Genomic DNA, 16,483 nt, shown 5'->3' with positions numbered 1-16,483 from the left:
CCTTTTGTTTTTATTGCGCTTTAAACTGCGAGTAGATGTTCTCCGGCGCCACCCGCCTGCAGCATGTCCTCCAGGGTCAGCGAGTCGATCAGCACCAGATAGGACCAGAACAGCTCCGCAAAGACCTTGCGGATGCGGCAGTCCTCCTCGCTTTTGCAATCATCGCAGCGCTGATAGGCGCTGCGCGAAAGGCAGGGCAAGGGCGCAATCGGGCCATCAATGCGGCGCAACAACTCCGAGATCGAGATCTCGCGCGGCGCCTTCAGCAGGCTGTAGCCCCCTGCCCGCCCGCGCACCGAACTGACCACCCCCGCCTTGCGCAAATCCAGAAGGATATGCTCCAAAAACCGCTTCGGCGTTCCCGAGCGTGTCGCAATCTCTTCGATCGTCAAGGGCTGCGGGGTCTCGGCGGCGCGTTCATCGGCGAGCACCAAAAGCGCCTTGAGCGCGTATTTCATCTTCTGTGTGATCATGGTCCAGCATTACGGGCAGCCCAGGCGCAAATCAACGTCGATCTTGTCGGGATTGGGGGCGCAGCCTCTGCGACCTTTATTCTCGACGATCGCGATAGACTTTTTGTTTTTATCGGTCATGCTCACCGGGACAAGGAGGGCAAGATGCCGGAACTCGACCCGATCGACCGCAAGATCATCGCCCAGGTGATGGAGGATGCAACGCTGCCCGTGGCGGTGATCGCCGACCGGGTGGGCTTGTCGCAAACGCCCTGCTGGAAGCGCATCCGCCGGCTCGAAGAGACCGGCGTGATCATGCGGCGGGTCGCGCTCGCCGATCCGGCCGCGCTCGGGATCGGCGTTCAGGCCTTCGTGCTGATCCAGCTCCCCGATCAGGGGCTAGAGGCGCAGACGGCCTTGCGCGCCGCCTGCCGGGACGTGCCGGAACTGATGGAAATCTGGCGCATCGCGGGTGAGCACGATTACCTATTGCGCATCGCCGCCGCCAATATTGCGGGTTTCGACGCGGTCTGCCAGCGGCTCCAGAGCCTCCTGCACCTGCGCCGCCTCACGGCGCATCTGGCGCTCGAGCAGATCGCCTTTACCACCGCCTATCCGCTCGACCTTCCGCGTTGAGCGGGGCCGACCGCGGGAGGCATCCGCCCCGCGCGCGCGAAACGCCCCGTCGCGGGCAAATCAACTGGTGGGCTGCGGAAACTGGCGCCGATACTCGCTCGGAGACACGCCGACTTCCTTCTTGAACGCCTTGCAGAAATAATTCGCGTCCTGATAGGCGAGATCGAGCGCCACATTGACGATCGGCAGGCTGGAGCATTCCAGCAATTGTTTCGCCCGCGCAATCCGGCGTTGCTTGAGATAAGTGATGAAGGTCATCTCCATCTGCTTGTGGAACAGACGGCTCAGATAGCACGCGCTGACATGGGCATGATCGGCCGCTTCCTCCAGCGTCACCGATTTGTGCAGGTTCCGCTCGATATAGTTGCGCACGGTCTCGATGCGGGCGGCGGCCGAGGTGCCCGGCTCCTCGTCATCGGCAAACAGAAGATCGGTGATCTCGCTGAACAGTTCCTGCAGCTTGTAGTGATCGCGCGCCTCAAGCCTTTGCGCCGTGAGCGCCTCGATCTTGCGCGCCACGGCATCGGGCAGCGGCCGGCCCGCGCAGGCCACGAGATCGGTGAGCACCTGCGACAGATCAAGCACCCCCTGCCGCGGCGCCACCTCGCGATGCGCATGGAGCGCCTCAAGCTGACGGCGCACCAGCATCAGACATTCGCGATAGGCATTGTGTTGCACCAGGCGTTCGATCTCGGCCTTGAGCGCCAGCGGATCGGCGATTGCCTCGGGCACGCCTGCCGGCTCTGCCGCCGCGGGCGCCTTTGCCAGCATCGGCGCGGCAACAGGCGCGGCGGGCACGCTGCGCAAACAATCCTCAACCGCTTTCAGCAGCGCCTCGGTGCGCACCGGCTTGAGCAAAAACCCGTCTGCGCGAAGCTGGATCGCCGCCTGCATGATCTCGAAATGATCATAGGCCGTGACGATCAGCACCTTGGTGGCCAGCCCGCGCTCGCGCAGCATCTCCAGAATTTCGAGCCCGCTGGGGCGCGGAATGCGGATGTCGAGCAGCATCAGGTCAATCGAGCGGCTCTCCAGCAGCCGCACCGCCTCGGCGCCGTTCTTTGCCTCGCCGACAACCTTCACCCCGGGCAGGTTGCGCTCCAGAATGGTCCGCAGCGCCCGGCGCTCCAGCTCTTCATCCTCGACGATGGCAATATCGAACATTCGGTCTTCCTTGGCCTTCTCCGGCGCGCCCGGTGTGGCTCAGAACGCGCAGGGGTCAAAATCTTGCGGCAGCCGCAACCGCACCAGCGTGCCGTGCCCCTGCCGGAACGGGCTGACGATCTCGAGCCCGTGGCTGTCGCCAAAGTAATGTTCCATCCGCGCGTGGATATTGTAAAGCCCGATGCTCTTGCGCCCGCCGTGATCGGCCTCGCCGCGCAGCACCTCGATGCGACGCTCGGCGCTGATGCCGGGCCCGTTGTCGACCACATCGACAATCACATCGGTGCCGTCACGATAGAGCGACACCTCGATCAGCCCGCCGCTTTCCATCGGCTCGATCGCGTAATTGATGCAGTTCTCCACCATCGGATGCAGCACCATGAAGGGGCACATCACGCGGTCGAATTCTTCGGTGTTGTCGATATGAAAATCGAACCGGTCGCCAAGGCGGATCTTGAGCAGGTAGAGATAGTTGCGCACATGGTCGAGCTCGGTGCGCAGCGGCACGAATTGCGAGCCCGAGCGCTTGAGGATGTAGCGCATCATATCGGCAAAGGCATGCACCGTGGTCTCGGTCTCGGGCGCGCCCTCGACCAGAGCGAGCCGACCGATCGTGTTGAGCACGTTGAACAGGAAATGCGGGTTCACCTGATAGGAGAGCGCCTGCAACTCCGCCTCGCGCAACAGCCGCTCCAGCTCGGCGCGGCGCTGCGATTCCTCGGCCAGCCGCAGGTTCTTGGCATAAAGCTCCTGCGTGACATTGTTCGCATAGCTCTCCTCGACGATATGCGAGGCGATGTAATAGAGCGAATAGGCCGCCGAGCGCAGCCGGTCATAGGTGATCTCGCCAATCTTGCCATGCATCTCCAGAAGCGCCGGATTCTCGCTCCAGGAGCCCTCGGTGGGAAAGATGTTGGACAGATCGACAAGGCCGGGGCTGTCATTTTCGGCAAGCTTCACCTGGCCGCAGATCACCGCGCCCAGATACTCCCCGCGCATGATGATCGGGGCGGCAAAATCAACCAGACGGCAATGGCATTTGTAAATCGCCGGATCGCCCGTCGAGAGCGCCGTGCGCCCCCCCACCGCATCGCAATGAAAACAGCGCTCGCGCCATTCGGGCCGCGAGCGCACGGCCTGACAAAAGGCCGAAAAGCCGGAGGGCTTGGTGACCGGAACCCCTTCGGGGTCGACAATCACCATCGCCACGCCAACGGCGGCGGAGAAATTGTCCTGCACCTTTTGCAGCATCTCGGTGCTCATCAGATCGGCGAGCTTGCGCCGGCGCGCCACGCTTTCCGCCCGCCGCGCCGAATCTACCGGCAAACCGGTTTGAGAGGCGAGCCGCGCCCCCCCCGCACCGAAGGACAACACGTCCTGCACCGATCCCGCAGGATGCCCAAACGGTATGCCACTTCCCATGCCAACCCCTTTGCTCTTGCAGCTCCACAGCCGCAGCCCGGAGTCGACCGCAGGGGGAAGCTTGGCAACCGGCCCGAACGGGCGCGTCACCAGAATGCCCCGGCGCCTCCGAAGCCTGCTCCGATCCCCGTTCCGACTCGGTTTTCGTTGCCCAAGAGATTAGCGCAATCAGGGCCTTCGCAATTGACTTAACGCAATTTTTTGCGCTCGCCAGGGATATTTCTTGTTTTGACCGTATACCTCGCTACCGACTTTTAGATGAGGTGGAAACTTTCTATCCGCCAATGACGCATTTGAGCCCCGCAGCCTCGACCACGGCCTGAAGCGGGGCCACCGCTTCGGGGCGCATGTCCTTCACGCCTTCGAGCGGATAGCGGCGGCCGAGCAGCGTATATTTGTTCTCGCCGAAGCTGTGATAGGGCAGCAGATGCACGGTGTTGACCTTGGGCATGAGCTTGGCAAAATCGGCAATCGCACCGATTTCGGTGACATTGTCGTTCACCCCCGGCACCACCGGTATACGCACCACCGGATTGGGGCTGAGCGCGGCCGCGATCAGCGCGTTCTCAAGGATGATGCGGTTATCGACACCGGTATTGGCCGCATGCACCGTCGGGTTGATCGCCTTGATGTCCATCAGCAGATGATCGACATGCGGGATCACCTCGCGGATCACCTCACGCGTGGTGCAGCCGGTGGTTTCCATCGCCGTGTTCCAGCCCTGCTCGTGGCAGGCCATCAGGATCTGTTTTGCGAAGGCCGATTGCATCAGCGGCTCGCCGCCCGAAAGCGTCACCCCGCCGCCCGACCGGCGGTAATGGATCGCATCCTTGCGCAGCTCCTGCATCACCTCGGCAAGGCTCATGCGCCGCCCGGTGCGTTTGAGCGCCTCGGTCGGGCAGACTTTCGTGCACTCGCCGCATTTGATGCATTTGGTGCGGTCGACAAAGCCGGGATTGGCCTTGGATAGCGCCTGCACCGGGCAGACGGGCACGCATTGTCCGCAACCGATGCAGGCCGAGGCGCGGAAGAAGAGTTCCGGTTCCGGCGCCTGCGATTCAGGGTTGGAGCACCAGCGGCAACGCAGCGGGCAGCCCTTGAGAAAAACGATGGTGCGCAGGCCCGGCCCGTCGTGGATCGAATAGCGCTGGATGTCGAACACCGTGCCTTCGGCAGTGAAATCGAGCTCGGACATGGGGGGATTCCTTCCTTAAGTCGGGCCTTAAGCCTGGCTGCCGCGGCGCGGTGGCTCAGAAACCGGGGCCATTGGCCGCTTCGATGGCAGAGATCGCGGCGCGCACAGCCGAGGTCTCGCCCAAAACGGCGAGGGTGGTCGTGGTCTGCGGGCAGGTGCCGAACAGTTCCACCGTCAGCACATTCGCCGACTTGCCGGCGATATCGGCGAAATAGAACATGTCGGGGATACTCACCTGCAAAAATCCGATCGACGAGACAGGGTTCTCTTCCACCCATTTGCGCACATGCGGCGCAACCCGGCGGGCGAGCATGTCGTACAGGTTTTCCTGCGGGGCGTTGATGATGCGGATCTGCATGGGGAGTATCCTCGAACTGGGGGCCTCAGCGCACGTTGAGCGCTTCGACCATCACGCATTTGCGACGACGCGCGAAGGAGCGCGCCGAGGTGAGCCCTTCGCCGGTCGGACCGGCGATGGTGAAGGTAGTGTAGCCCTCGCCGCCGACGCCGATGCCCGCGTAGGAGGGGCCGTTTTTCACGAAAATCGTGGTCTGGATCAGCTTCGCCATCTTCGTGAGCTTGCGCACATTGGTGGAGTGCATGATCGCGGTGTGGCGGTTGCCGTGTTCCAGATCGACAGCCAGATCAATGGCTTCGTCCACACAGGGCACACGCACGAGCGGCAGGATCGGCATCATCAGCTCTTCTTGCACAAAGGGGTGATCCTTCGTGGCTTCCATCAGCACCAGCCGCACTTCGGGGCCGACCTTGACGCCAACCTGTTCAAGCAGCCAGACCGCGCTCTTGCCGACGCAATCGGTTTTCGGCCCGCCCTTCTCGGTCAGCACCCGCGCCTCAAGCTTGGCGATCACCGCGGGGTCTTTCACCAGATAAGCGCCATTGCGGCACATCTCGGAAATCAGGAAATCCGCCACCTGGTTGACGACGATCGCTTCCTTTTCGGCGATGCAGGGCATGTTGTTGTCAAAGCTCGCGCCATTGACGATGTCGAGCGCCGCTTTCGGAATATCGGCGGTCTCGTCCACCACCACAGGCGGGTTGCCCGCCCCTGCCCCGATCGCCTTCTTGCCGGTCGACATCACCGTGCGCACAATCGCCGGGCCGCCGGTGGCGACGAGCATCCGCACTTTCGGATGGGCCATCATCGCATTGGTGTTCTCGATCGAGGGCGCCTGCACCGTGACCACAAGGTTCGCGGGCGCGCCAAGCGCGGCCAGCTTGCGGTTGATCAGCTTGATCGACAGCAGCGACACGCCGCGGGCGCGCGGATGCGGGCTGAACACCGCCGCATTGCCTGCCGCCAGCATGCCGATCCCGTTGCAGATGATCGTCTCGGTCGGGTTCGTGGTGGGGGTGATCGCCCCGATCACGCCATAGGGCGAAAGCTCGACCAGCGTAAGCCCGTCATCGCCGCTTTGCGCCTCGGTCACCAGATCCTCGATGCCGGGGCTGTTTTCCGCCGCGAGCCGGTTCTTGATGATCTTGTGCTCGACATTCCCCATGCCGGTTTGCTCGACCGTGAGCCGCGAGATCCGCTCGAGGATCGCCGGATCGGTGAAGATGGCGCGGATGCCGTCCACAAAGCGCTTGCGGTCCGCCATCGAGCAGAACAGGTATTTCTTTTGCGCTTCGGCCGCGGCGTTGATCGCCTCGTCCATCGTCGCAAAGATGCCGTCGCCGAGTTCCACCGCTTCGGCGTCCGAAATCGAAAGGCAGCCCGAGGCGCCCTTGCAATCGCCCGCCTTGCAGCAGGAGCAATTGCGCTCGCTCAAAGCGCGGGTGAGGATGCCGCCGATGATATCATCCATCGGATCGGCGGGTTTTGTCGCTTCCCATGCGCAGCCTTCTGGCGCGGGTTTGAAGGCGGGTTTGGGCGCGGCCACCCCGGTATAGCCGCTCAGCACGCGTGCCACGGCGTCTTCGATATCGCTGTCTTTCATCGTCCTTGTCCTTTCTCGAGGGCCGCGCCCCAATGTCCTGCAATCGCCGCCCGGGCGATCTGCATGTCTTCCGCGACGGTCCCGCCGCTGATGCCGATGGCGCCAAGCACCGCCGCGCCCGCCCGGATCGGCAGCCCGCCGCCAAAAAGCACGAGCCCGCTTTCCGCCGCGCCGAGCCCTTCAAGCATGCCGCCCGGTGCGCACAGCGCGCCAAGGTCTTCGGTGCCCATCCGGTAGCGTGCCGCCGTGCGCGCCTTGGCGGGCGCCAGCGTCACCGAGGCGGGCAGCGCCCCCTCCATGCGGTGAAACAAAAGCGCATCCCCCGCCGCGTCGCACAGCGCCACGCACACCGGCACGCCAAGGCGCCGCGCCTCAAGCTCGGCCCGGGCCGCGATCCGGCACGCGTCGATCAGCACCAGCGGGCGGCGCGCGGCCAGTTCGGTGGCAAGGATCGTGTCGAGCAAGGCCATGGCTCAGACCCCCACCTCGGGCCGGCACTCGACCGTATCGACAATGCCGACGATCGAGGCATCGACCACGGAGTGATCGAAGGTGCCCGCAAAGCGCCCCGCCGAGCCCGTGGTGATGATCACCGTCTCGCCGTCGCCCGCGCCGACGGTATCGACCGCCACCTCGGTATCGTCATAGGGCGCGAGCCGCGCATCGAGGCGGCACACGATCAAGAGTTTCGCGCCCGCAAGGCTCTGGTCCTTGGTGGTGGCGACGACCCGTCCGATGACTTTCGCCAGATACATGATCGCTCCTCACTCTCTGATCAGCCGGATGCCGCGCGCCGACAGGATGTCGGAGGCGAGCGGCGTCAGCCGCACCGCGCGGCCCAGCCGCAATTCGGGGCCGGAGCAGGCGCGCGCCTGCTGCCAGCCAAAAATGCCCGTCTGCTGCGCCGGGGCCACCATCGCGGCGGGCGTGCCCTGAACCGTCGCGGCAAGCCGCGTGGCCCAGCACAGCTCCACCCCCTGCGCGGCAATCGCCTCCAGATGGGCCGACATCATCGCCCGGCGCGCGGCATTTTTCGGCGTGAGCCCGCGCGCTGCGCGCTCGCGCGATCCGGGGCAGACGCCATCGCGCGCCGCCACCACACGCAGCCCGCGGTCGAGCGCTTCGCCCAGCACCCGCGAGGGCAGATCATCGGCAATGCCGGTGGCGAGTTTGGCCGCGGTCGAAAGGCTCAGCGCAGGCACCAGCACAAGGCCAAAGCGCGTGAGCCGCGGCGCGGCCTCCGCCTCGGGCAACCGCAGCCGCGGCGCGAGCCCATCGCGCATCTCGGGCGCGGAGAGCCAGTCGCCGGTCCAGCCCGCCGCGCTGAGGGTCTCGAGCCCGGCCAGCGCCGGTTCAAGCCCCAGATCGGTATCAGAAAAGACGACGAGCGCACGGCGCGAACGCGCCTTCAGCGCGGCCACGATCCGGTCCGAGAGCGCGTCGATCAGGATGCGGTCGAGATCCATCACCGCCCCTCCCCGGCAAAAAGCGCGATACCAAGCGGCGTCACGAGCAGCGGTTCGGCGGGCTTGATCACCCTGCGCCCGAGCCGCGCCGCGAACACCGCGCCAAATTCCTCAAAGCTGCAGGCCCCGCCCACCACATGAACGGTGTCGAGCGTCGGATAGCGGTCCACCACCCCGGCAACGATCGCGGCCATCTTGTCGACCACCGGGCGCACCAGCGCGAACACATCGCGCGCCTGCGCCGGGTCGAGCTTCATTGCCTCGGCCGCCGCAAGCTCGAGCCGGAGCGCGCCCGCGAGCACCAGGGTCATATGCGTGCCGCCCGTTGCCTCGTCGACCGAGGCGAGCACCGTGCCGCCGCGCAGCACGGAAATGCCGGTGGTGCCGCCGCCCACATCGACCACGGCGCCATCGGTGACGCCAAGCACCCGCGCCGCGGCAACGGGCTCATCGACGATGCAGGCAAGCTCGAAATCGGCGGCCTCGATCACATTGCCGATCGCCTTGGCGGCGCCCGGGTGGATGCCGGGCGGAATGGCGGTCGCCGCGCGCAGGAGCTTTTCGCCCAGCCGCGCCTCAAGCTCCGCCTTCATCCGCCGCACCGCGCGCACCGTGCCCGGGTAATCGACCACGATCCCGTCGCGGATGCCGCCCGAGCGTTCGGTCAGCCCCGCTACCGGGCGGCCCGCCGCATCGGTGACGGCGAGCACGAGGTTTGCCGTGCCCAGATCGACGCCGACCCGGAGCGGGCCCGCGGCGCGCTCTTCGCGGGGCAGGATCGCTCCCTCCCGCAGAAGGGCGCCGAAGTCGCGCAGGATGTCGTCCGGGCCGGGCATGGCGCTCTCCTCAGGCCTTCAGGATGCGCACGAGCGCATCGTTTTTCAGCCCGAAGGCATTGGCTTCCTCAACGTCGATATGCATCTCGGTGGCCGAGACCTCGTCGGAGCGGATCGCCACATTGCGCATGATGCCGCCGCGCGGGCCGGTCACGTCCACATCGACCGTGTCACCGTTTTTCAGCCCAAGGCGGGAAGCATCGGCGGGCGCCATGTGGATGTGGCGCAGCGCAACGATCACGCCCGCGTCTTTCACCACCGCGCCTTTCGGCCCAACCACGGTGAGGCCCGCAGAGCCTTCAAGCTTGCCCGACATCCGCATCGGCGGCTTGATGCCAAGCACGAAACCATCGGCGACCGAAACCTCGATCTGGGTTTCCTTGCGAAGCGGCCCAAGCACCCGGACCTTGCCGATCTCGCCCTTCGGCCCGCGCAGGATCACGGTTTCCTCGGCGGCATATTGGCCGGGCTGTTTCATCGCCTTCATCCGGGTGAGGCTCGCGCCCGGCCCGAACAGAATATCCATGTCGGGGCGGGAGAGGTGGATGTGGCGGTTCGAAACCCCCACCGGCACCAGCGCCGGATCGGCCGCAACGGGGGTCGCTGCGGTGGCCTGCCCCTGGGCCAGAATTTCGGCGAGGATGCGCTCGATCAGGGGGGTGGTGATGTTCATTCGTCTTGTCCTTCAGGATCGGCTGCGGATCAGCGGCCTTTCGGTCCCTTGCCGGGGCGCACCGGGCGCTGCGGCACGGAGGGGGAAGCGGATTGGGGCGCCGGTTCCGGCGCGGCGTCAGGGGCCGGTTCGATCTCGGCTTCGGCCACGGGCGCGGTGAGCGGCTCTGCAGAGGGCTCTGCCGCAGGTTCGGGCGCCGCCGGCGCAGGCGCAGGCTCAGGCTCAGGCTCGGCCGCCGCCTTGACTTCGGGGGTGCCGGATGCGTCCGAGGAAGACGCATCCGGCGGGATCGGCGCCTTCTCGGCGGGCGCCTCCGGGTGCGGGGCGGCGGCAGCGGGATAACCACTTTCGCCCCGGTCCCACCCGATCGTTTCACGGCTCTCGACGAGCGCCTTGAGACCGGCGGCGGGGCGTGCGATGACCCGGGTCGCAACGACCCGTCCGACGCGCCCCGCCGCGGCCTGCGCGGCCTCGATGGCGGCCTTCACAGCCCCCACATCGCCGCGCAGCTTAACCACCGCCATGCCGTCACCCTTGGTGAGTTCATAGCCGACAAGCGTGACATTGGCCGATTTGACCGCCGCATCCGCCGCGGTCACTGCCGCCGCCAGACCCGCCGTCTCGATCAATCCAAGGCTTTGTTCCGACATGACGATTTCCTTTCAGTCTCAGATGTGGGGGCTTAGATGTAGGGAGTGGTCGAGGAGACCAGTTCCGCCCCGTCGAGCGTGGACAGCACCTGCTTGCCGACTTCACGCGCGGCAATGATCGCCTGCCGCACGGCGCCGGAGTCGCCGGTGAACATGAAGATCACCTCGTTCGAGTAGCTGGTACCGCCGTTGCCGGGCGAGGCATAGCCCACCGGCTCAACGGTCGCCGCCTTGGCCGCGGTATCGGCCAGCAGCACGCCGATCGCGGCAGGGCCGGCGACCGTGATGCCGAAGGCTTGCCCGATCGGCGCCCCGAAGGCCTTGTTGAGCGCATAGGACGCGCGGGCGGTATACTGGAATTCCAGGTGACCGGCCGAGTTGCCATAGACGTCGCCAAAGGTGCGGTTAAGCTCGGAGAGCGTGACCTCGACCGCGCGGCGCGCATCCGAGACATCTTCCGCCCCGAACAGGATCAGCGAGCCGTGACCGGCACCGCCTTCGGTGTCGCGCGGCAGTTCGATCAGCACCACTTCGCTGTTGGTCGCCTTCACCGCTTCATCGGCGGCAAAGATATGCGGGCCTGCCCCGGTGCGCGCGCCGACAATACCGATCGAGCGGTATTTCTTGTCGATCTTCATCTGCTCATGCAGCAGCGGATCGACGTTGGCGATCACCAGACCGACGGTGTTGCCGATGGCAGTGCCGACGAATTCGGTGAGGTTGCAGGCTTTCTTCGGCGCGGCTTTGGGCGCGGCGGCTTCGACGGGGGCCGCGGCGGGAGCCTCGGGGCTCATCTTCCGCATCACCTCATCCATCAGTTTTTCGACAAGATCGTCTTTCATCGTCGATCCTCCTTCCTAGGGTCGGGCTCACAGCGCTTTCGCGGCCGGCAGGATTTTTTCCACTTCGGTGTGGGGGCGCGGGATCACGTGGACGGAAACGACCGAACCCACTTTTTCGGCGGCGACGGCACCGGCGTCGGTGGCGGCTTTCACCGCACCCACATCACCGCGCACCATCACGGTGACGAGGCCGGACCCGATTTTTTCATAGCCGACCATGGCCACATTGGCCGATTTCACCATGGCGTCGGCGGCTTCGATGGCGGCGACCAGACCTTTGGTCTCGACCATTCCGAGAGCTTCTTGTTGCATGACTTACTCCTTGCTTTCCGGTCTGCAAAACGTTGGTTTCATTGGGGATAGATGGTTCATGATGCGATGTCGGCGCGTCCTCCCCACTCAGCCCCCGGCCCGGTCGAGGAGCTGCTCGAGCTCCGCAAGCGAGGGCCGGCGCGGGTTACCCGCGGTGCAGGCATCCGCCATTGCGGCTGCCGCAAGGTCGGGGATCGCCCGACGATATTCCCCGATGTCGAGGCCAAGGCCGCGCAACGTGGAAGGGATGGCGAAGCGCTCGTTGAACGCTTCGATGGCACGGATCAGCGCGATCACGCCCGCACGGGTGCCGGGCACATCCAGCCCGACGCGCAGTGCGATGCGGGCATAGCGCCCCGCCGTTTCGCGGCAGCCCGGCGCGTCATCGACGAGCCCGGCATTCCAGGCGATCACATGCGGTAAAAGCACCGCATTGAGGCGCCCGTGCACCAGATGGAACCGACCGCCAAGCGCATGGGCGAGGCCGTGGTTGATGCCGAGCCCGGCCTCGGTGAAGGCCATGCCCGCAAGGCAGGAAGCCTGATGCATGGCATCGCGGGCGGCGAGATCATTGCCGTTCTCGTAAGCTTTCGGCAGCGCCGCAAAGGCGAGCTCGAGCGCCTTTTCGGCAAAGGCATCGGTAAAGTTCGACGCATTGCGCGCCACCACCGCCTCGATCGCATGGGTGATCACATCCATGCCGGTATCGGCCGTCACCTTGGGCGGCGCGGTGCGCACGAATTCCGGGTCAAGCAGCGCCACATCCGGGATCAGATCGTTGGAAATCAGCGGGAACTTGCGGTTATTGGCCGGGTCGGAGATCACCGCGAAGGCGGTGACTTCCGAGCCCGTGCCGCTCGTCGTCGGGATCGCGACGAGACGGATCGGATGGGAGCTGTCCATGCCGCGCACCACGGCGAGGATGGCCTTGGCCGCGTCGATCGGCGAGCCGCCGCCAAGGGCCAGCACCACATCGGGGCGGAAGTCGGCAAAGAGGCGCGCACCGGCGGCGACAGTGGCCAGCGGCGGTTCGGGAATGGCTTCGGCGAAGACCTTGACCTCGCAGCCGCCCAGATGGGCCATCACCCGGTCAAGCGGGCCGGAGCGGGCCATGAATTCATCGGTCACGATGCCGACGCGCTGGCCACGATAGGCTTCGAGGCGCTCCAGCAGCCCTTCGCCGAAAACGATCTCGGTGCGGGGCGTGAAACTTTGGTAGCGGGTCATCGGGACACCTGTTGAGCGAGAGGTAGGGCCCGGAGGGCATCGGCAGGGAGGGGAGAGGCGCCGATGCCCCCCGGAGGTCAGGTCCCGCCATGGGCTGGCGGGGCCTGCGGGAAGCGCTTAGAACGCTTGTTCGGTGCGGCTGATGATGTCGTCCTGCACTTCTTTGGCGAGCACAACGAACTGCGCCGAGTAACCGGCCACCCGCACCACGAGGTCATTGTAGTCCTCGGGGTTTTTCTGCGCCTTGAGCAGCGTTTCGCGGTCGATCACGTTGAACTGCACATGCATCCCCTTGTGGTCGAAGTAAGACCGCACGAGCGAGGCGAAGTTCTGCAACCCGGCATCCCCTGCCAGAGCGGAAGGCAGGAATTTCTGGTTGTAGAGCGTGCCGTTCGAGGCGATGAAGTGGTCGAGCTTGGCCACCGAGTTCGCTGCGGCGGTCGGGCCGAGCGTATCTTTGCCTTGCCGCGGAGACACACCATCGGCGAGCGGAAGCTTGGCCGGGCGACCATCGGGCAGCGCGCCCACATCCTTGCCGAAGAGCACGTTGGCCGACACCGGGTAGATCCCGGCCTGGAACTGGCCGCCGCGCGGGTTGGTGTATTTTTCCACTTCCTTGCAGTAGACCTGCGCGCATTTGCGGGCGATCAGGTCAACTTCGTCGATGTCGTTGCCGAAGCTTTCCGCCGAGTCGAGCAGCCGCCGGACACTTTCGTATTTCGACGACCCGCCAGCCGGGGCAGCGCCCGAAGCGAGGGTGCGGTAGACTTCGTCTTTGAGCGCCGCCACATCGAGCGAGGCATTCGAGGCGAGGACTTTTTTCACCGCATCGTAGATCTGGGCTTCGGTCATCTCCGCCGCCGGGGTGCCAGCGCCAGCCACCATGCCGAAGTTCGCGTCGAGCGCTTCCTTCAGTTCGGCCATCGTCAGCTTCTTGCCGTCGAAGACGAATTTCTTCATCGCATAGACCGAGTCACCGGTGTCGGCGACACCGAAGGCTTGCGGGCCGGTGAAGTTGTAGATCGCCCCACCTTCCTGCACCGATTTGCCACGGCCCATGCAGTCATCGACCATCGCCGAGAGGAAGGGCAGCGGCGCCCGTTCGGCGTGAGCGATGTCGACACAGTTGTCGGCTTCGGCGAGGTATTTGACGAAGAAGGCCATTTGCGCTTCGAAAGCGGCGTAGAAATCTTCGAGCGATTTCCAGTCTTTCGCGTCGCCGGTGACCGGGCCAAGCTGGGTCGTGCCCACCTTGCCGTTGTTGAGCGTGATCTCGAGCACTTTCGCCACGTTGAAGAACGCCGCGTCGTGCCAGCCTTCGGTGCGGTGGATCGCTTGCGGTTCCACGCAGCCGACGATGCCGTAATCGCGGGCATCAGCGAGCGACACACCCCGGTTTTGCAGCGACGGGATGATCACCTCGTCGTTGTAGACAGCCGGAACGCCGAGGCCGAGGCGCACCACTTCGGCGGCGCGGTGCAGGAACTCGTCGGGCGTGCCTTGCCAGACGCGGATCGAGAACGAGGGCGCCGGAAGGCGAACGTGCGCAACAGCTTCCATGCACATGTAGGACACGTCGTTCGTGGCATCGAGCCCGTCTTCGGTTTGCCCGCCCACGCAGAGGTTCTGGAACACGGCATAGCCCGCAAAGGCCTGGGCCGAAACTTCATCGCGCGTCTTGTTGACGTCGTTCAGCTTGATCCAGATGCAGTCGACAAGCTCTTGCGCGGCTTCGCGGCTGATCGAGGTATCGGCTTTCAGGTAGGGATACATGTATTGGTCGAAGCGACCGGGCGAGATCGAGTGGCCCGAGCTTTCGATCTGCAGCATGCACTGGATGAACCACATCGTCTGGCAAGCTTCCCAGAAGGTGGAGGCGCCATGTTCGGGCACGCGGCGGCAGTTCTTGGCAATTTGCTCAAGCTCAGCCTTGCGGGTCGGGTTGGAGCAGGCCTTGGCCAGCTCTTCGGCCTTGTCAGCATAGCGATGCGCAAAGTCGATCGCGGCTTTGTAGGCAATGATGACGGCGGTGTAGAACTGGTTTTTCTTGATCGCGTCGGGATCTTTGTCGTCGAGGAATTCGCGCCGTTTGATCGCTTCCATGATGACGCCGGAGAAGCCGATCTTTAGGATCTTGCCGTAGTCAACGCAAACGTGGCCAACGCCGCCGTAGAAGTAGTTGCCGACGGTGAAGACGCCGTTGGCCATGCAATCCTTGGCCTTTTGCGACATGTAGGAGGAGGCAAGGTCCGACGTCGTGCGGCCGGGCCAGTATTTGAACGCCTCATGCAGCGCCGCGGCGGTTTCTTTCGGGATCTCGAACGGGTCGGCAACGCGGCCAGCCATCGTTTCGAACTCTTTTTCCACCCAGTCGAAGCTGAATTCGGGGCAGATTTCGGTCGAACGCGGGTTGATGGTGATCGAGCCCACGACAAGTTCGTCGTCACGGATCGTGATCGGCAGTTCCGCGAAGATCTTTTCCACCACCCGGGCCCGACGCAGGATCGGCGACATGCCTTCTGTGGCCTTATACGCTTCGGTGGCCAGAACCGCCCGTTCCGCCTCGACATGCGGCCGGGCGTTCAGGATCTGGTTTTTCAACCGCGTGATACGGTCGGTCGGTTTGGTGAAGCCCTTCTCAATCATTGCATCCTCCAGGCTGTGAAAGCTTCCCGGGCGCGCATGCCCGGAGAGCCGGTCAGGTCAGAATGTTCGGAGCGACGAGGCTCACGAAGGCGCGCATCAGGGTCTGATGCCCCGGCCATGCCGGTGCGCTCACGAGATTTCCGTCGACCACGGTTTGCTCCGGCGCGACTGCGACGAAGTGGGCTCCTGCCGCCCGCACTTCCGGCTCGACGGCCGGGTAGGCCGTCATCCGACGCCCGCGCACCACATCGGCGGCGGTCAGGAGCTGCGCGCCATGGCAGATCGCGGCCACAGGCCGGTTCTCCGTCATGAAGGCCCGCACGATGGCCAGCACCTGCGCATCCAGACGCAGGTATTCGCAGGCACGGCCACCGACGAGATAGAGACCGGCGTAGTCGTCGGGGCTGACCGTCGCGAAGGAGGCGGTGAGCCGAAACAGATGGCCGGGTTTTTCCGAATAGGTCTGGTCGCCCTCGAAATCATGGATCGCGGTGCGGATCGTTTCCCCTTTGCGTTTGCCGGGGCAGACCGCATCAACCGTGAAACCGAGCATGCCGAGCGCTTGAAACGGAACCATCGCCTCATAATCCTCGGAATAATCTCCGACGAGCATCAGGATTTTATTTCCAGTGAGGGGTTTCATGGTTTTCCGTTCCTGTGTCGGCCTTTTATCGGCGACTGAAGAAGGAATAGGCCCCGGGGTGGTCGATGGTCAACGAGACGGGCTTGACCAGCAGGGGGAATAACTTGCCCTTGGCCGGATTCCGTCCTTTTTCCCTTTAAACGTTGGGCATTTTTGACCCGCCTGCAAAACGCCCCCGGAGGCGCATGACAAAAAAAGACAGCGACAGGTGATTTCTTGTCATCGCACCGCAAGGCGGCACGGCTCCCGGTCCTGATTGCGGGACAAGCCTGCCCCCTCTCGCCCGCGGCAGACACCGCAAAAACTGGCGAAAACGCCCTTTCCGAGCGAAAAGCGACTCACGTCACGGAAATTTTTA

The 16,483-nt window shown here is 64.6% G+C and carries 18 protein-coding genes; 1 reads left to right on the top strand and 17 read right to left on the bottom strand.

The window, feature by feature from the left end; translation table 11 throughout:
- Positions 1–20 precede the first annotated feature (20 nt).
- On the bottom strand, positions 21–473 hold the full coding sequence (locus ACFSM0_RS09235; protein ID WP_377389593.1) for an Rrf2 family transcriptional regulator: 453 nt from the start codon (positions 471–473) through the stop codon (positions 21–23).
- 144 nt (positions 474–617) lie between these two features.
- Between ACFSM0_RS09235 and ACFSM0_RS09230 the strand changes: the two genes are divergently transcribed.
- Positions 618–1,088 (top strand): Lrp/AsnC family transcriptional regulator, encoded by a 471-nt coding sequence (locus tag ACFSM0_RS09230; protein WP_377389591.1) that lies wholly within the window; start codon positions 618–620, stop codon positions 1,086–1,088.
- 60 nt (positions 1,089–1,148) lie between these two features.
- Here ACFSM0_RS09230 and ACFSM0_RS09225 read toward each other — a convergent pair whose 3' ends face one another.
- The 16 genes from ACFSM0_RS09225 to ACFSM0_RS09150 form a co-directional block, all read right to left on the bottom strand.
- Entirely contained in the window at positions 1,149–2,252 is a 1,104-nt protein-coding gene (locus tag ACFSM0_RS09225) for a response regulator (protein WP_377389589.1), read from the bottom strand.
- Positions 2,253–2,291: 39 nt separating this feature from the next.
- Positions 2,292–3,545 (bottom strand): sensor histidine kinase, encoded by a 1,254-nt coding sequence (locus ACFSM0_RS09220; RefSeq protein ID WP_377389587.1) that lies wholly within the window; start codon positions 3,543–3,545, stop codon positions 2,292–2,294.
- A 403-nt stretch (positions 3,546–3,948) separates the two neighbouring features.
- The gene (locus tag ACFSM0_RS09215) at positions 3,949–4,869 is read right to left on the bottom strand and encodes a glycyl-radical enzyme activating protein (RefSeq protein ID WP_377389585.1); all 921 of its coding nucleotides are present in this window, start codon (positions 4,867–4,869) and stop codon (positions 3,949–3,951) included.
- Between the two features lie 55 nt (positions 4,870–4,924).
- On the bottom strand, positions 4,925–5,227 hold the full coding sequence (locus ACFSM0_RS09210) for a BMC domain-containing protein (protein WP_377389583.1): 303 nt from the start codon (positions 5,225–5,227) through the stop codon (positions 4,925–4,927).
- Positions 5,228–5,252: 25 nt separating this feature from the next.
- Complete coding sequence (locus ACFSM0_RS09205) at positions 5,253–6,830, bottom strand: aldehyde dehydrogenase family protein (protein WP_377389581.1); 1,578 nt, start codon at positions 6,828–6,830, stop codon at positions 5,253–5,255.
- On the bottom strand, positions 6,827–7,300 hold the full coding sequence (locus ACFSM0_RS09200) for a GlcG/HbpS family heme-binding protein (protein ID WP_377389579.1): 474 nt from the start codon (positions 7,298–7,300) through the stop codon (positions 6,827–6,829). The genes ACFSM0_RS09205 and ACFSM0_RS09200 overlap by 4 nt, the downstream gene beginning before the upstream one ends.
- 3 nt (positions 7,301–7,303) lie before the next feature.
- A complete protein-coding gene (locus tag ACFSM0_RS09195) occupies positions 7,304–7,585 on the bottom strand; it encodes a EutN/CcmL family microcompartment protein (RefSeq protein ID WP_097070254.1) in 282 nt (93 codons plus the stop codon).
- A 9-nt stretch (positions 7,586–7,594) separates the two neighbouring features.
- On the bottom strand, positions 7,595–8,296 hold the full coding sequence (locus ACFSM0_RS09190) for a hypothetical protein (protein ID WP_377389577.1): 702 nt from the start codon (positions 8,294–8,296) through the stop codon (positions 7,595–7,597).
- Positions 8,296–9,132 (bottom strand): ethanolamine utilization protein EutJ, encoded by an 837-nt coding sequence (gene eutJ, locus ACFSM0_RS09185; RefSeq protein ID WP_377389575.1) that lies wholly within the window; start codon positions 9,130–9,132, stop codon positions 8,296–8,298. The genes ACFSM0_RS09190 and eutJ overlap by 1 nt, the downstream gene beginning before the upstream one ends.
- A 10-nt stretch (positions 9,133–9,142) precedes the next feature.
- Positions 9,143–9,805 (bottom strand): phosphate propanoyltransferase, encoded by a 663-nt coding sequence (locus ACFSM0_RS09180; protein ID WP_377389573.1) that lies wholly within the window; start codon positions 9,803–9,805, stop codon positions 9,143–9,145.
- Positions 9,806–9,834: 29 nt separating this feature from the next.
- Positions 9,835–10,455 (bottom strand): BMC domain-containing protein, encoded by a 621-nt coding sequence (locus ACFSM0_RS09175; RefSeq protein ID WP_377389571.1) that lies wholly within the window; start codon positions 10,453–10,455, stop codon positions 9,835–9,837.
- A gap of 32 nt (positions 10,456–10,487) precedes the next feature.
- The gene (pduB, locus tag ACFSM0_RS09170) at positions 10,488–11,297 is read right to left on the bottom strand and encodes a propanediol utilization microcompartment protein PduB (protein ID WP_377389569.1); all 810 of its coding nucleotides are present in this window, start codon (positions 11,295–11,297) and stop codon (positions 10,488–10,490) included.
- A 27-nt stretch (positions 11,298–11,324) separates the two neighbouring features.
- The gene (gene pduA, locus ACFSM0_RS09165) at positions 11,325–11,609 is read right to left on the bottom strand and encodes a propanediol utilization microcompartment protein PduA (RefSeq protein WP_097070248.1); all 285 of its coding nucleotides are present in this window, start codon (positions 11,607–11,609) and stop codon (positions 11,325–11,327) included.
- 87 nt (positions 11,610–11,696) lie between these two features.
- Complete coding sequence (locus ACFSM0_RS09160; protein ID WP_377389566.1) at positions 11,697–12,836, bottom strand: 1-propanol dehydrogenase PduQ; 1,140 nt, start codon at positions 12,834–12,836, stop codon at positions 11,697–11,699.
- A 117-nt stretch (positions 12,837–12,953) separates the two neighbouring features.
- Positions 12,954–15,482 (bottom strand): glycyl radical protein, encoded by a 2,529-nt coding sequence (locus tag ACFSM0_RS09155; RefSeq protein WP_377389564.1) that lies wholly within the window; start codon positions 15,480–15,482, stop codon positions 12,954–12,956.
- 52 nt (positions 15,483–15,534) lie between these two features.
- The gene (locus tag ACFSM0_RS09150; protein WP_377389562.1) at positions 15,535–16,125 is read right to left on the bottom strand and encodes a DJ-1/PfpI family protein; all 591 of its coding nucleotides are present in this window, start codon (positions 16,123–16,125) and stop codon (positions 15,535–15,537) included.
- Between the last annotated feature and the right edge of the window lie 358 nt (positions 16,126–16,483).

It is taken from the genome of Rhodobacter lacus (assembly GCF_042683065.1).
Lineage (GTDB): Bacteria > Pseudomonadota > Alphaproteobacteria > Rhodobacterales > Rhodobacteraceae > Rhodobacter > Rhodobacter lacus.
This window is presented reverse-complemented; position numbering and strand designations above follow the sequence as displayed.

Bases quoted from the DNA above. Each gene is read 5' to 3' on its own strand.
- ACFSM0_RS09195 (WP_097070254.1), bottom strand. From the start codon at position 7,585: ATGTATCTGGCGAAAGTCATCGGACGGGTCGTCGCCACCACCAAGGAC.
- ACFSM0_RS09215 (WP_377389585.1), bottom strand. From the start codon at position 4,869: ATGTCCGAGCTCGATTTCACTGCCGAAGGCACGGTGTTCGACATCCAG.
- ACFSM0_RS09235 (WP_377389593.1), bottom strand. From the start codon at position 473: ATGATCACACAGAAGATGAAATACGCGCTCAAGGCGCTTTTGGTGCTC.
- ACFSM0_RS09160 (WP_377389566.1), bottom strand. From the start codon at position 12,836: ATGACCCGCTACCAAAGTTTCACGCCCCGCACCGAGATCGTTTTCGGC.
- ACFSM0_RS09230 (WP_377389591.1), top strand. From the start codon at position 618: ATGCCGGAACTCGACCCGATCGACCGCAAGATCATCGCCCAGGTGATG.
- eutJ (WP_377389575.1), bottom strand. From the start codon at position 9,132: ATGCCCGGCCCGGACGACATCCTGCGCGACTTCGGCGCCCTTCTGCGG.
- ACFSM0_RS09205 (WP_377389581.1), bottom strand. From the start codon at position 6,830: ATGAAAGACAGCGATATCGAAGACGCCGTGGCACGCGTGCTGAGCGGC.
- ACFSM0_RS09210 (WP_377389583.1), bottom strand. From the start codon at position 5,227: ATGCAGATCCGCATCATCAACGCCCCGCAGGAAAACCTGTACGACATG.
- ACFSM0_RS09175 (WP_377389571.1), bottom strand. From the start codon at position 10,455: ATGTCGGAACAAAGCCTTGGATTGATCGAGACGGCGGGTCTGGCGGCG.
- ACFSM0_RS09225 (WP_377389589.1), bottom strand. From the start codon at position 2,252: ATGTTCGATATTGCCATCGTCGAGGATGAAGAGCTGGAGCGCCGGGCG.
- pduB (WP_377389569.1), bottom strand. From the start codon at position 11,297: ATGAAAGACGATCTTGTCGAAAAACTGATGGATGAGGTGATGCGGAAG.
- ACFSM0_RS09150 (WP_377389562.1), bottom strand. From the start codon at position 16,125: ATGAAACCCCTCACTGGAAATAAAATCCTGATGCTCGTCGGAGATTAT.
- ACFSM0_RS09155 (WP_377389564.1), bottom strand. From the start codon at position 15,482: ATGATTGAGAAGGGCTTCACCAAACCGACCGACCGTATCACGCGGTTG.
- pduA (WP_097070248.1), bottom strand. From the start codon at position 11,609: ATGCAACAAGAAGCTCTCGGAATGGTCGAGACCAAAGGTCTGGTCGCC.
- ACFSM0_RS09190 (WP_377389577.1), bottom strand. From the start codon at position 8,296: ATGGATCTCGACCGCATCCTGATCGACGCGCTCTCGGACCGGATCGTG.
- ACFSM0_RS09200 (WP_377389579.1), bottom strand. From the start codon at position 7,300: ATGGCCTTGCTCGACACGATCCTTGCCACCGAACTGGCCGCGCGCCGC.
- ACFSM0_RS09180 (WP_377389573.1), bottom strand. From the start codon at position 9,805: ATGAACATCACCACCCCCCTGATCGAGCGCATCCTCGCCGAAATTCTG.